A 15,303-nucleotide genomic window follows, 5' to 3' on the forward strand; every position below is an offset into this window, starting at 1 on the left:
ATTGCAATGTTTTCTCAGTTTTTTATACGTCGGCCGATCTTCGCTTCCGTATTGTCGATATTGATTTTTATCGGCGGTGCGATCTCAGTGTGGCAGTTGCCTATCACCGAGTATCCGGAAGTGGTGCCGCCGACCGTGGTCGTGACGGCGACCTACCCGGGAGCAAACCCTAAAGTTATTGCCGATACCGTTGCCTCACCACTCGAAGAAGAGATTAATGGTGTGGAAGACATGTTGTATATGTCTTCGCAGGCGACATCAGATGGTGTAATGACCTTAACCGTGACTTTTGCCATCGGTACCGATGTGGACAAGGCACAAACACTGGTTCAAAGCCGAGTGGATCGCGCTTTACCTCGCTTGCCAGAAACTGTGCAGCGCTTAGGTGTGGTGACAGAAAAATCATCGCCTGATCTGACGATGGTGGTTCACCTAATTTCACCTGATGAGCGTTATGACCTGCTGTACCTAGCAAACTATGCGGCGCTGAATGTCAAAGATGAGTTGGCTCGTATCGAAGGTGTCGGTGCGGTTCGATTGTTTGGTGGCGGTGAGTACAGCATGCGTATCTGGCTGGATCCAAACAAAGTCGCCGCTCTGGACATGAATCCAAGCGAAGTGATTGCCGCGATTCAGGAACAGAACCAACAAGCTGCGGCGGGTAGTTTGGGCGCACAGCCAAGTGGCGACTCTGACTTCCAGTTATTGATCAATGTGAAAGGTCGTCTAAGCGAAGTTGAAGAGTTTGAAAACATCATCATCAAAGTGGGTGAAGATGGTCAGGTTAACCGACTCAGAGACGTGGCGCGTATTGAGTTAGGCGCAGAGACATATTCTCTTCGCTCAATGCTGGATAATCAGGATGCGGTTGCTATCCCTATTTTCCAAGCTTCTGGCTCTAACGCGATTCAGATTTCTGATGATGTACGGGCGAAGATGGCGGAGTTGTCGCAAACTTTCCCACAAGGCGTGAGCTACGAGATCGTTTATGACCCGACAGTGTTCGTGCGTGGCTCAATTGAAGCAGTCGTTCAGACATTGCTCGAAGCTGTTTTACTAGTGGTACTGGTTGTCGTTCTATTCTTGCAGACTTGGCGCGCTTCGATCATCCCATTGGTAGCAGTACCTGTATCACTGGTTGGTACGTTTGCTTTCATGTATCTGATGGGTTTCTCGCTCAATGCCTTGTCCCTGTTTGGTCTGGTATTGGCGATTGGTATTGTCGTCGATGACGCCATTGTTGTGGTCGAAAACGTTGAGCGGAATATCGAAGAAGGTTTAGCACCGATTGCCGCGACTGAAAAAGCGATGCGAGAAGTAACGGGGCCAATCGTTGCAACGACTTTAGTCTTGGCGGCGGTATTCATCCCGACGGCGTTTATGTCTGGCCTAACCGGGCAATTCTATAAACAGTTCGCGTTGACGATTACTATCTCAACCTTTATTTCAGCGATTAACTCACTGACCTTAAGCCCTGCGTTATCAGCGCTATTGCTACGTGGTCACGATCAGCCGAAAGACTGGTTAACCCGTGCGATGGACAGATTGTTTGGCCGCTTTATCTTTGCGCCGTTCAATAAGCTATTTAATCGTGGTGCTATGGTATACGGCTACGCTGTGACCAAGACCATCCGTTTAGGTGCCTTGATTGGCTTGATGTATGTTGGCTTGCTTGGATTGACAGCTTATCAGTTTGATCAGACTCCTACGGGCTACGTACCGGGGCAGGATAAGCAATATCTGGTGGCGTTTGCACAATTACCAGATGCAGCGTCACTGGATCGAACTGAAGCGGTGATTCGTGAAATGTCGGAAATCGCACTGGCGCAACCGGGTGTTGAACATTCTGTGGCTTTCCCAGGACTGAGCATCAATGGTTTCACCAATAGCCCCAATAGCGGCATTGTGTTCACACCATTGGCCGACTTCGATGAACGCCAAGATCCAAGCTTGAGTGCCAACGCGATTGCGATGCAGCTGAACCAGAAGTTCGCTTCGATTCCAGATGCCTTTATCGCTATTTTCCCACCGCCGCCTGTACAGGGGCTGGGAACCATTGGTGGCTTCCGTCTCCAAATTCAGGACAGAGCAAACCATGGCTATGAAGCTTTGTATGGTGTCACTCAACAAGTGATCATGAAAGCTTGGGCACACCCAGCTCTGACGGGCGTATTCTCAAGCTATCAGGTCAATGTGCCTCAGCTTGATCTGGATGTCGATCGTACCAAAGCGCTGAAGCAGGATCTGTCTCTTGACGATGTGTTCTCTACACTTCAATCCTACATGGGTAGTACCTATGTGAATGACATCAACCGTTTTGGCCGCACTTATCAGGTCAATGTTCAGGCTGATGAAGAGTTCCGTCAGACACCAGAGCAAATCCGTCAGCTTAAGGTCCGCAATGCCGATGGCGACATGATTCCTCTGGGGGCCTTTGTTGACGTTAACTACAGCGCAGGTCCGGATCGTGTGATGCATTACAACGCGTATACGACGGCTGAAGTGAACGGTAGCCCAATGCCAGGCTTTAGCTCAGGTGAGGCGCAGGCTGCGATTGAGCAGATCCTTGCTGAGACTTTACCTATCGGCATGACGTATGAGTGGACAGAGCTGACTTACCAGCAGAAGTTGGCTGGTGATACTGCCACGCTGATTTACCCTCTAGTGATCTTGTTGGTGTTCCTTGTGTTGGCGGCTCAATATGAAAGTGTTCGTTTACCGATGGCGATCATATTGATTATCCCGATGACACTATTGTCGGCGATCAGTGGTGTGATCATGTGGGGTAGTGATAACAACATCTTTACCCAGATTGGTCTGATTGTATTGGTTGGTCTGGCGACGAAGAACGCTATCTTGATCGTTGAATTTGCCAAGGAACTGCAGGATAAAGGTCGCACTGTCATGGAGGCGGTTCTAGAGGCTTCGCGTCTGCGTTTACGCCCGATTCTGATGACATCGATCGCCTTCATTATGGGGGTTGTGCCTATGGTGTTCTCTACCGGTGCGGGTGCTGAAATGCGACAAGCCATGGGGATCGCAGTGTTCTCTGGCATGATTGGTGTAACGGTATTTGGCCTGTTACTCACGCCACTGTTCTATTACGTACTGGCTAAACGTAGCCCAGCGAAACAGAACAAAGCGGAACAAAAGCTGACGCTTGAACCAGCAAACGAATCCACTGTCTGATCTCTCTGATTTGAGTGATTAGAAGGGCAGCCCTAGTGATTGGGGCTGCCCTTTTTTTATTGCCAGTTGTGACAGAAATCGATAAAGGATTTGAGTAGCGGGCTTTGATACTTTTCTTTGTGCACCAGTAACCAGAAGCGCCTTTTCATATCCAGTGGTAACGTCAGTTCGACCACTCGACCACTACGAATCGCGGGTTCTGCCGATAAGCGCGATAAACAGCCAAGGCCGAGGCCAGCAGAAACGCTGTTGATCAGTGCTTCAGTGGTATTGAGTTGAAACGCTTCTTGCCAGTGTTCAAGGCGTGGTGCAATCACACGTAAGAAAAATTCTCGTGAACCAGATCCGGGCTCGCGCAGAATCCATTCACTGTTTTCCAGCTCTCCGATTGGGTGTTGAGGAGATTTAGCAAAGGGAGAATCTGGCGCACAAATAACACACATTTCATCTTGACCAAACTGAGTGGAAATCAGCTGAGGATGTAAGGTTTTGCCTTCAATTAATGCCAGATCGAGCTCATAGTCGACTAACTTCTCGCAGATCAAAGCAGAATTTGAAATAAATAAGCTCTGCGATTTGTGGCCTGTCTGCTGGCGAAATTGGCTGAGCATATAAGGGGCGACTTGATTACCAATCGTATCACTGGCGCCAATTCTGAGCAGCCCGTTTAGCGTTTGGTCACCGTCAAACAGTTGGTCGATATCCTGAGCGCGATGCAATAGCTCGTCTGCCAGTGGCAGCAGCTTTTGCCCTTCCTGATTGAGAACAAGGCGATTATTGACCCGATCAAATAATGAATGACCGAGCTGTTTCTCCAGTTCTGACAACGCCATACTGACGGCGGCTTTGGATAAAAACAGCGCTTCCGAGGCGGCAGTCAATGTGTCGTGCTGAGTAATGGCAATGAACACTTTCAACTGTTTAAGGGAGATATTGGCAGCCATAATAATAACGTTTAACTATTTTGAACGAGTGTTTTAAATAATTAGATATATTCGAACGTTTAGCAAGCGTAATATTGTCTCCGTAGAAGAAAGAATGTGAGGCAATGATGATTCAAGCGACAAAAGCAAAAGTGATGGGTGCACCGACACCTATGGCAGGATTAGCGCTAGGGATTGCCAGTTTAGGTTGGTGTTGGGAAAACTTTGCGCCTTTAAATGGTTATGGCCAGTTGGGCGGGGCAGCGATAGCAAGCGTGTTGCTCGTGGTTCTGGCGGTCAAATTTCTGTTTCACCGACACTTGTTGAGTCAGGACTTAGCTCACCCTGTGGTTGGTAGTGTCGTTCCGACCTTTGCTATGGGGGCGATGGTGGTATCGAATTCTCTGGGCCAGTTCTTCCCTGCGGCAGGGGATGCGCTGTGGCTGGGTGCGGTTGGCCTGCATATTGTTTTCCTCGTCAGCTTTATCTATCACCGTGCTCAGGAATTTGAACTTCATCATATGGTGCCAAGCTGGTTTGTACCACCTGTGGGCATTATTGTCGCGGATGTTTCGTTTTCGGGGAACCCTGACTTGGCTGTGATTGCGCATGGTGTCTTGATCTTCGGCATGTTGGCGTATGCCGTGATGCTACCAATGATGATTTATCGCTTTATGTTTACCCATCAGGTGCCTGATGCCGCCAAGCCAACCTTAGCCATTATGGCTGCACCCGCGAGCTTATCGTTGGCAGGTTATCTGACTGTGTCAGCACAGCCATCGCCTGTGATTGTCGGTTTGCTGTTTGGTATTGGCGTATTGATGACAGCGATTATCTATCTTGCATTCTTCAAATTAATGAGATTGCCGTTTAGCCCAGGCTATGCCGCGTTTACTTTCCCAATCGTCATTAGCTCAACTGCGTTATTTAAGTTGGCAGGATGGATGCAACAGGCTGGGATAGACGCTCGTTATGTTGAACAGGTGCACACGCTAGCAGGTCTTGAGCTGATAGTGGCGACTGGTGTTGTCGGGTATGTGGCATGGCGTTACTTCAGCTTCTATCAGCCTCATAAGGTCATAGTGCGTAATGCGTAACCTTTTGACGCACTGACAAGCGTATAATTATCAAGAAAGCTATGCACTTATGCTAATCTCAACCCAATTGCGGCAAGAATAGTGTGAGTGCATTTTGTTTACTGTCTACCATTCCAACCAAGTTGACGTTTTAAAATCCTTACTCGTCGAGTTGGTTCGGCTCAATCCATTAGAAAACCCATTCGAACAAGAGCAAATTCTGGTTCAGAGTCCGGGTATGTCGCAATGGCTGAAAATGGAGCTGGCTAAAGAGTTTGGTGTTGCCGCAAACATTGAATTCCCGCTGCCTGCCACCTTCATCTGGAATATGTTCACTCAGGTGTTGCCTGATGTGCCGCAGCGAAGCGCTTTCAACAAAGAAGCCATGACCTGGAAGTTAATGTTTATTATTCCCAGCCTTCTTGAACAGGTGGAGTTTGAGGCACTTAAGCGCTACCTAGTGGATGACGATGATCAGAGTAAGCTCTATCAACTTGCCGAAAAAATCGCTGATATTTTCGATGGCTATCTGGTTTATCGCCCAGAGTGGATCGCCGGTTGGGAAGCTGGCCAAGCTGTAGCTGAGCTGGAAGAAGAACATAGCTGGCAGCCTATTTTGTGGCAGGCACTGTACGATCACACTATTGAACTAGGGCAGTCGCCCTATCATCGCGCCAACCTTTACGAACACTTTATCGATACGCTGGAAAACTACAGCGGTAAGTTTGATCATTTGCCGAAGCGATTATTTGTGTTTGGCATCACTTCGCTGCCGCCTCGCTATATGGATGCGCTGAAAGCCATCGGTGAGCATATTGATGTCCATCTGATGTTTACTAACCCCTGTCGTTACTACTGGGGCGAGGTACGCGATCGTAAATACCTCGCGCGCTTGGCTGCTCGGCATCGACAACATCTGGTATGGAAACAAGACCATTCCAAGCTCGAAGGTGAAACACAGCAGCTCAAAGGTGATATCGAACAAAACCTCGATGACGAACTGCACACCAATGTGGTGGGCAACAGCTTACTCGCTTCAATGGGCAAGTTGGGCAGAGACAACATGTATTTACTGTCTCAACTGGAGTCTCATGAAATTGAAGCTTTCGTTGATATTGACCGTGACTCTCTGTTACACCATTTACAGGCCGATATCCTTAACCTTGAAGAGCATCAAGATGACAATACCCTCGATGACAGCCATCACAAGCAAGTGATTGATGAGCGAGATCGCTCGGTCACGTTGCATGCATGCCACAGCCCAATGCGTGAAGTGGAAGTGCTGCATGATCAGTTGCTGGCGATGTTTGATGCCGACCCAAGCCTTAAACCACGCGACATCATTGTTATGGTGGCGGATATTAATGCCTACAGTCCGGCCATTCAGGCCGTGTTTGGTAATGCGCCGGGCGAACGATTCATCCCTTATTCCATCTCTGATCGAACGGCTGATCAGGAAAGCCCGATCTTGCATGCGTTTATGCAGGTAGTGAACTTGCCAAATACTCGCTGCCTTGCTTCTGAATTACTCGAATTGCTTGAAACGCCAGCTATTTTGGCGCGATTTGGTTTGAATGAAGATGAATTCATTCAAGCGAAACAATGGGTCGAAGAGTCGGGCATTCGCTGGGGGCTTAATCACCATACTGGCGAAGAATTTGATTTGCCCGAAACCTCTCAAAACACTTGGCAATTTGGCATTCAGCGCATGTTGCTCGGTTACGCTATGCCTGAGTCTGCAGGGCTGCTCGAGACCGAAAGCGGGCTGTTGTCCCCTTATAATCAAGTCCAGGGGATGGGAGCTGAGTTAGCGGGGAAACTGGCTCATTTTATCGAAACCGTCAGCCATTACCGCAGCCAATTGGCCCAGACCCAGTCCATTGAACACTGGCGTGAAACCTTGACGGTTGCGCTGGATGACTTCTTCAACGTGGATCTGGAAGGAGAAGCGGCGCTTAAGTCTATTCGGGATACGCTGACGTCATTGAAAGATCAACTTCAAGAAGCGGCGTATGAGCAGGATCTGACGCCAAATATTGTCTCTCAATACTTGCACAACAAACTCTCCGGAACCCGAGTCAGCCAGCGTTTTCTTGCCGGCCAAGTCAACTTCTGTACTCTGATGCCAATGCGCTCGATCCCATTTCGCACTGTCTGTCTGCTTGGTATGAACGATGGGATTTATCCACGAACGGTTCCGCCTGAAGGGTTTGATTTAATGAATGGCCGGGCGAAACCCGGTGACCGCTCTCGTCGGGATGACGACCGATATCTATTTTTGGAAGCCTTGTTGTCAGCGCAGCATACGCTCTATATCAGCTATGTGGGTCGCTCGATTCAGGACAATACTGAGCGCGTACCGTCAGTATTGGTGTCTGAGTTGATGGAATATTGCCAACAAAACTATTGTCTGGCAGGAGATGAAGCGTTAGCGGTCGACGAATCGGGTCAACGCCTGTTGAATTGTATTAGTGCCAGTCACTCTATGGTGCCGTTTAGCCCGAGTGCTTTTGTTGAACATAATGCCAGTTATGCCAAGGAGTGGTTGCCTGCGGCGAATCGACAAGGACAAGTTGGCGGCCAGTTCAATCGCCAGTTAAGTGATTACCTGTTAGATGCCGTCTATCCGCTCGAACTGGATTTGGTTGAGTTACAACGCTTCTGGCGTTTGCCTGTGCAGTACTTCTTCAACCGCCGTCTCAAGGTGGTGTTTGAGCCTCCGTTACCTGTAATGGAAGATGATGAGCCATTCGTTCTCAATGGCTTAGAAAGCTACCAAATGCGCGATAGCCTGTTGGAATTATTGCTTGAACACCAGCTCAGTGGTGCAGGAGATCAGCAAGCCATTATTGACGACTTCATCTCACATCAACGTGCTCAAGGTAAGCTACCAGTAGGCGCATTTGGTGATATAGAATTTGAAACCAATCGAGTGCAGGCTGAAGAGCTGGTAGAAAAGCTCACTTGGTTATGTGGCTCACCGAGCGGCGATCTTGAAGTGAAACTGACCTTTGATGTGTTGGGAGAAGGAAAGCCTGTTCAGCTGACAGGTTGGCTAACTCAAAGCTATCAATCGGGCTTAGTTCGTTTTCGCAGTGGGCGAATCCGTGCTCAGGACTACCTTGCTGTCTGGATCGATCATCTGGCTATGAATGCGATGGGGCATCAGCAATGCTCGCATATGGTCGGTTATGACCGCAAAGAAGGAGCCGTGCACCTAACGTTTCCGCCACTCGAGAGTGCGGCTGCTGCTCACTCGACGCTGGGAGAGTTGGTTCGCTTGTTCTATCAGGGAATGACAACGCCTTTAACGTACTTCCCGAATACCGCTTTAGCTTGTGTAGAAGCGGGCTTTAGCCGTGGTAATTGGGCTGATGATGAAGAAAAGTCACTCAAGAAAATGGCAGACACATTTAACGATGGTTACCTTAGCCATGGGGAAGGCGCGAACGCTTACATTGCTCGTATCTGGCCTGAATGGAGCGATGAGTTGGCGATGCAAGTCAGGACGTTGACGGCATTAGTGTTACAAGCGCCGAGATTGGCAGTGAAAGATAATCAAGAGATAGAGAAGTAGGTGGCCGCCAGGAAATCATTATTGGTGTAGGGCGTTTTCTGTACGGCCACAGGTCAGAGGGACCATGATTCGGTTGCTTAGCGTCAGGTGCTGCCTGCGTAAGTCGTGCAGCGAATACTATCGGTAAGACTCGCCGCTTGCCGTGAGAGAGGTCTCATAAAATCCTATCTTGAATGGGATTTTTATTGATAAATATCGTTTTAAAGTCTGGATCACATTTGGATCTGGAATAAATGCATCAAGGGCACGAATTTTATGACATCGACGTCAATGGTAACGTCACTGGATACCATGACTTTTCCGCTTCATGGCGCGCGTTTAATAGAGGCGTCAGCCGGAACCGGAAAAACCTTCACTATTGCTGGCCTGTACCTCAGGTTACTGCTCGGTCATGGTAGTGCAGAAAGCAAACACCAACAGCCGCTAACGGTAGACCAAATTCTGGTGGTGACCTTTACCGAGGCCGCGACCGCTGAATTGAGAGACCGGATTCGAGCCCGAATTCATGATGCGCGGCTGGCTTTTTCTCGTGGTCAAAGCGGTGATCCCGTGATTCAACCTTTGCTTGAAGCCATTGACGATCATTCTCAAGCGGCTGAAATTCTCCTTCAAGCGGAAAGGCAGATGGATGAAGCGGCAGTCTATACGATTCACGGTTTTTGTCAGCGCATGTTGACTCAAAATGCGTTTGAGTCCGGTAGCCGTTTTAATAACGAATTCATTACTGACGAAAGTCATCTTAAAGCTCAGGTTGTGGCGGATTACTGGCGACGTAATTTCTACCCACTACCGCTTAATCTTGCCGGTGAAGTGCGCCGAATTTGGGGAGCGCCTGCCGAACTGCTGAAAAAGATCAGCCCTCATTTAACTGGGGCACCTTTGCAGCTCTCAGTGCCAGCAATGCAAGGCAGTATGGCTGACTTGCATAGCCAAAACCTCAAACAGATTGATGAACTCAAAACAATTTGGCGCGAAGGGCAGCAAGACTACCTTGCTCTTATCAGCGACTCGGATGTCAACAAGCGTAGCTACACCAAGAAATCATTGCCTGCTTGGCTTGAAACGGTGGACATGTGGGCGGCGAGTGAAACCACGGGCTATGAGTACCCAGATAAACTGGAAAAGTTCGCACAGAATGTCCTGCAAGAGAAGACCCCTAAAGGGCAGGCGCCAAGCCATCCCGCTTTTGTTGCTATCGAGCAGTTTCTCGCCCAGCCTATTAGTCTTGAAGCACCACTGCTGGCACACGCCATAGAACAGTGCCGCGAGATGTTGGCGAAGGCCAAGCAGCAGAAACAGTGGTTGTCGTTTGATGATCTGCTGACTCAGCTGTCCGCAGCGATTGATGAAGATGACAGTGAGCTGCTTATGCAGCGAATCCGGGCTCTCTATCCGGTCGCCATGATCGATGAATTTCAGGATACCGACCCGCTTCAATACAGCATATTCAGCCGTATCTATCTTGATCACCCTCAGTGTGGTTTGTTCATGATTGGTGATCCCAAACAGGCGATTTACGGTTTTCGTGGTGCGGATATATTTACCTATATTAAGGCGAAAAATAGGGTTCAATCGCACTTCACTCTTTGTACTAACTGGCGGTCGAGCTCAGACATGGTCGCAGCGGTGAATCAGGTGTTCGAAACGCCGAGCAGCCCGTTTGTTTATGACGATGACATTCCGTTTCTTCCGGTTAAATCGAGCCCGAATGCAAACAAGCGCCATTGGACGATAGATGGACAGCTTCAGCCGGCAATGACTTACTGGTTACAAGAAGCCGAAGAGAAGCCGTTGGCGAAAGGTGAATACCATCAAGCCATGGCGCAGGCCTGTGCCGATGAAATCCATCGTATTCTGTCAGCGGCTCAGAGCGAGCGTGCGTTTTTTGATGACGGGAAGTCTCGACACGCGATTCAGGCCGGAGATATTGCGGTATTGGTGCGAACCGGCAGTGAAGGTCGAATGATAAAACAGGCCTTGGCAGAGCAGGGGATTGCCAGCGTGTATCTGTCCAACCGAGATAGCGTATTTGTCTCACAGGTAGCAGAAGACCTACAGCGATTACTCCAAGCGGTGCTCACGTCGGAAAATGATCGCGCTTTAAGAGCCAGCCTTGCTTCTGAGCTGTTTGCTCTTGATGCCGGAACCCTCGACAAACTCAATAACGATGAAAATGAGTGGGAAAATGCCATCAATGAGTTTAAAGAGTATCGCCGCTTATGGAGTCAGCGTGGCGTATTGCCGATGCTACGTAGCGTGATGAGCAAAAGGCACATCGCAGAACGGTTGCTTGAAGAAGATAATGGCGAGCGATCTCTGACGGATTTTATGCACATAGGAGAGCTGCTTCAGCAAGCCAGCCAAGAGCTCGACAGTGACCACGGTTTGCTGCGCTGGTTGGCGCAAGCTATTAGTGATGCCCGTAATGGTCTCGGGGGGAGTGAGGAGCAGATCCAGCGTTTGGAATCGGAGCGCAATTTGGTGCAGATTGTCACCATCCACAAATCAAAAGGGTTGGAATACGATCTGGTGTTTTTGCCGTTTGTATTCAGCTATCGAGAGGCGAGTGAAGCTAAGTATTACGATAGTGCTTCAGACAAAACCATTCTGGATATCACCAAACAGGACGCCTCATTACAGCAAGCTGATAAGGAGCGGCTGGCGGAAGATCTGCGCTTGATCTACGTAGCGCTCACCCGAGCGGTTTATGGCTGCTTTGTCGGTGCGGCGCCGCTACGTAATGGTCGTTCGACGAAAGAGCCGACTGGCGTGCACCACAGTGCGATGGGGTACTTATTACAAAATGGTGAGCAAGGTGGTATCGCCGATTTAACCGCTGCGCTGCAACAGCACGCTCAGCAGCTTAGTTGTGTCCGGTTGGCGGATTTACCTGAGAGTGTGAATGAAAAGCTTGTTACTCGCGCAGCAGAGAAGCAAGCGCTGCATGCCAATGAATTGCAAAATGAAATCGATCGTAACTGGCGTATCACCAGTTATTCCGGTCTGGTTAAGCAGGGAGCCAGCCACCATTTTGACGATGCTGTGACGGACATTTTGTTGTTGGATGTCGACTCTTCTGATGAGCAGCAGGAGGAAGAGCAGCTTGAGCCTGAGAAAAACATTTTTACTTTCCCGAAAGGCGCCAGACCAGGTACCTTCCTTCACACCTTATTTGAAGAGGTTGAGTTTACCGAATCTGCAACCTCAGACAGCAATAGCGAAATCATTGTTAATTTGATGGAAAGTGAGCAGCTTGACCTTGCTTGGTTGCCGATACTGCAACAACTCGTCGATACGGTATTGGCAACGCCGTTAGATGGTAAGCAACTGAAACTCAATCAAAAACAGCCTGCCCAACGCTTAGTTGAAATGGAGTTCTTGTTACCGATTGAAATACTGACTGCGCCAGCATTGAATCGAGTTATTCAGCGTCATGACCCTCTGTCTGCCAAAGCGGGCGATCTAGGCTTTCATTCCACACAGGGTATGCTGAAAGGTTTTATCGACTTGGTGTTTGAACATCAGGGTAAGTATTACGTACTTGACTGGAAATCCAATTACCTTGGAGATAATGTCGCTGATTATCATGGCGAGGCCCTGAAAGCGGCAATGGCGGATCACCGCTATGATCTGCAATATCAAATCTATGCGCTGGCTTTACACCGATTCCTACGCTCTCGTGTACCAAATTACGATTACCAGACTCACTTCGGCGGAGTCTATTACCTGTTTTTACGTGGTATGGATGGAGCAAGTGAACACGGCATTTTCTCTGCACGCCCGACACTTGAGTTTCTCGAAAACATGGACAGCCTGATTGATGGGCGTCCTATCGAACCGAAACAGTCCAGCTCTGGTCAGATGGAGTTACTCTAATCATGCAAGATCTCTTTTCGCGTCTTCAGCCTCTGGCGAGCAAAGGTTCAATCCGACAGATTGATTATCAGTTTGCTCGTTTTATTCTTGCTCAAAGTAAAGATGAATACGTTGCTTTTATTGCCGCAATCCTCAGCTGCGAGTTAGGTAAGGGGCATATTTGCTTGCCACTGTTTGACGGTTACGGACAGCCTGTGGATTTGGCAGCCAAATTGGGGCTGTTTGGTGATGCGGCTATCGAGCTTAATCAAATGCTACAAAAGGCAGATTGGCCATCACTACTTCAGGCTTCATCTTTGGTCGGGGAGCAAGGGCAGACATCGCCAATGATTTTTGACGGTGAACGGCTTTATCTGCATCGGTACTGGCATTACGAAGTTGTACTGGCAAGTCGCTTGAACAGCTTTGGATCACCTATGATCCTAAAGCCTACTGATGCCCAAAAACTGGCAGAGTTGCTGAATCATCTGTTCGCCAGAAACTATCGTTATCTCTTTACTGCTCTGGCCTCCGCGCAATCTGATGGGAGTTCTACACAGGTACTCAGACAGCAGCTAGTCTGCGATCATCTTGATGTAGTGAGCAGCGAACAGCTCGATTGGCCTACCATAGACCAAAAGCTCCTTAGTGCGACCAAAATAGAGCATTTGAACGTACTGGATCAGCTGGTACCCGTGTCGGTCTGTGTTAACTGGCAAAAGGTAGCGGCAGCGGTGGCATTGACGCGACGCTTTGCGGTGATTTCTGGTGGCCCGGGTACCGGAAAAACTACCACAGTGACGAAATTACTTGCCGCTCTGATCACTCAGGCTCAGCAAGCTGGAGATGTTCCGGTTATTAAGCTCGTCGCTCCGACAGGTAAAGCGGCTGCGCGATTGACGGAATCTATTGGTAAGGCGGTAGCAGAATTGCCCGTTGAACCCGCGCTTAAAGAGCAAATCCCAACCGACGCCAGCACTTTACATCGCTTGCTAGGCGCGGTGCCAAACAGCGTTGAATTTCGTCACAACCAGCACAATCCACTTCACCTCGATATCTTAGTGGTGGATGAAGCCTCTATGGTGGATCTGCCCATGATGTATAAGTTGGTGGATGCACTGCCTAAACATGCCCGTTTGATACTGCTCGGTGATAAAGATCAGCTTGCGTCGGTGGAAGCTGGGGCTGTGCTGGGGGACATTTGCTCCTTTTACCAACAAGGCTACAGTGCCGCTCACGCCGGTGTGATTACTCAGCTTACTGGCTACCAGACACTGGCACATTCCTCCAATACCACGGCGACTATTGCTGATAGTTTGTGCATGCTGCAAAAGAGCTACCGATTTGATGCCCGTTCAGGTATCGGACAATTAGCGAAAGCAATCAATTCCGGCTCAATGCAAAAAGTTGATTGGGTCTGGCAGCGAGATTTCGAAGACATAGCGAGATTTCCTATTGATGGTCAGCACTACAGTCAGATGATTCAAACATTGGCACAGGAATACAGCCATTACTTAAAGCGAATCGGACAAGTGGTCGTGGATCCCGACACTGAACAACCAGAAACCACTCATCAGCGTGCAAAAGATGCGCTGCAGTTGTTCGCAAAATGTCGTTTGCTGTGTGCCGTTCGAGAAGGGGACTTTGGTATCTCAGGACTTAATCAACGCATAGAGCGAGCATTAAACGCACGTAAAATGATTCAGGTTCAGGACGAGATTTGGTATCACGGAAGGCCTGTTATGGTGGTACGTAACGATCACGCATTGGGCTTGTACAATGGTGATATTGGCCTTTGTCTACGTGATAACTCGGATGGAGTTGAGCGACTGAAGGTCTTTTTCGAACTCCCCGATGGATCGGTTAAAGCCGTGCTTCCAAGTCGAGTACCAGAGCATGAAACGGCCTACGCGATGACGATTCATAAATCACAGGGCAGTGAATTTGAGCACACCTTGATGATATTGCCACCAGAATTTACGCCAATTCTGACTCGTGAGCTTATCTATACGGGCATTACGCGTGCAAAACAAAAATTGAGTTTATATGTGGATGACAGAGTGATGGCGCGAGGGGTGAAGATCAGAACTGAGAGAGCGAGTGGCTTGGTAAACCGTTTATAACAATTACCATCCGTGGCTATTGAGAGAAGTTATTGAATTGCCTGGCTGAAAGAGATACTGCGGATGCCGTACTTCTGCTGGTAGTTCAATATAAATGCTTTTAAACCTTTACTGACTGGGAAGACGCAGTGGACGTCCAGCCCTTCCAGAAGTTCGTTATCAGCCATATCCCAGAAACTCTGGATCGAGTTACAGATGATGGTTTTCATCGGTCATTTGCTCTTAGTGACGTTGTTATCTACCTCAAGCAATCCGTGCGACTTATCAGGCTTAGGTGCCTGTAAGTTGAAGACGAGTCCAATCGGGCTCCCCTTTTCCCGTAGCGGGTTATTAGGGAGCTCGAATTTTAACCAGTTAATGCAACAAAATAAAGCGGAAAAATTGATCAAAATGGGAACAATAGCGTTTCAGCAGTGAGACGAGACAAAGAAACTTCCTAACTCTTTGTCTTGTTACTAGGGTCTGTTGACCTTTTGAGCTGATTTTTGCAGCAGTTTGTGGGTTCTTTATACAAGGCAGAGGATTTGAAACGTAGTTGCCCTACCTGATAAGCCGATAAC

The 15,303-nt window shown here is 48.8% G+C and carries 7 protein-coding genes; 5 read left to right on the top strand and 2 right to left on the bottom strand.

Going from position 1 to position 15,303, the window contains the following annotated elements; all coding sequences use genetic code 11:
- Positions 1 to 6: 6 nt before the first annotated feature.
- A complete protein-coding gene (locus tag F0265_RS20645; protein ID WP_171750199.1) occupies positions 7 to 3,189 on the top strand; it encodes a multidrug efflux RND transporter permease subunit in 3,183 nt (1,060 codons plus the stop codon).
- A 56-nt stretch (positions 3,190 to 3,245) separates the two neighbouring features.
- On the opposite strand, the gene F0265_RS20650 is transcribed toward F0265_RS20645, so the two are convergent.
- Positions 3,246 to 4,133, bottom strand: coding sequence for a LysR substrate-binding domain-containing protein (locus tag F0265_RS20650; protein ID WP_171750200.1), 888 nt, complete (start codon positions 4,131 to 4,133; stop codon positions 3,246 to 3,248).
- 107 nt (positions 4,134 to 4,240) lie between these two features.
- Here F0265_RS20650 and F0265_RS20655 point away from each other — a divergent pair, with 107 nt between their 5' ends.
- The 4 genes from F0265_RS20655 (at position 4,241) to recD (ending at position 14,743) form a co-directional block, all read left to right on the top strand.
- A complete protein-coding gene (locus F0265_RS20655) occupies positions 4,241 to 5,209 on the top strand; it encodes a TDT family transporter (RefSeq protein WP_045986266.1) in 969 nt (322 codons plus the stop codon).
- Positions 5,210 to 5,303: 94 nt separating this feature from the next.
- Positions 5,304 to 8,765, top strand: a complete 3,462-nt coding sequence (recC, locus tag F0265_RS20660) for an exodeoxyribonuclease V subunit gamma (protein ID WP_171750201.1) — start codon at positions 5,304 to 5,306, stop codon at positions 8,763 to 8,765.
- Between the two features lie 255 nt (positions 8,766 to 9,020).
- Positions 9,021 to 12,641 carry an exodeoxyribonuclease V subunit beta gene (recB, locus tag F0265_RS20665; RefSeq protein WP_171750202.1) on the top strand — a complete coding sequence of 1,207 codons (3,621 nt, stop codon included), beginning with the start codon at positions 9,021 to 9,023 and terminating at the stop codon, positions 12,639 to 12,641.
- A gap of 2 nt (positions 12,642 to 12,643) precedes the next feature.
- The gene (gene recD / locus F0265_RS20670) at positions 12,644 to 14,743 is read left to right on the top strand and encodes an exodeoxyribonuclease V subunit alpha (RefSeq protein WP_171750203.1); all 2,100 of its coding nucleotides are present in this window, start codon (positions 12,644 to 12,646) and stop codon (positions 14,741 to 14,743) included.
- Positions 14,744 to 14,772: 29 nt separating this feature from the next.
- Here recD and F0265_RS20675 read toward each other — a convergent pair whose 3' ends face one another.
- A complete protein-coding gene (locus F0265_RS20675) occupies positions 14,773 to 14,952 on the bottom strand; it encodes a hypothetical protein (protein ID WP_006959721.1) in 180 nt (59 codons plus the stop codon).
- Between the last annotated feature and the right edge of the window lie 351 nt (positions 14,953 to 15,303).

This window comes from Vibrio sp. RE88 (assembly GCF_013113835.1).
Taxonomy (GTDB): domain Bacteria; phylum Pseudomonadota; class Gammaproteobacteria; order Enterobacterales; family Vibrionaceae; genus Vibrio.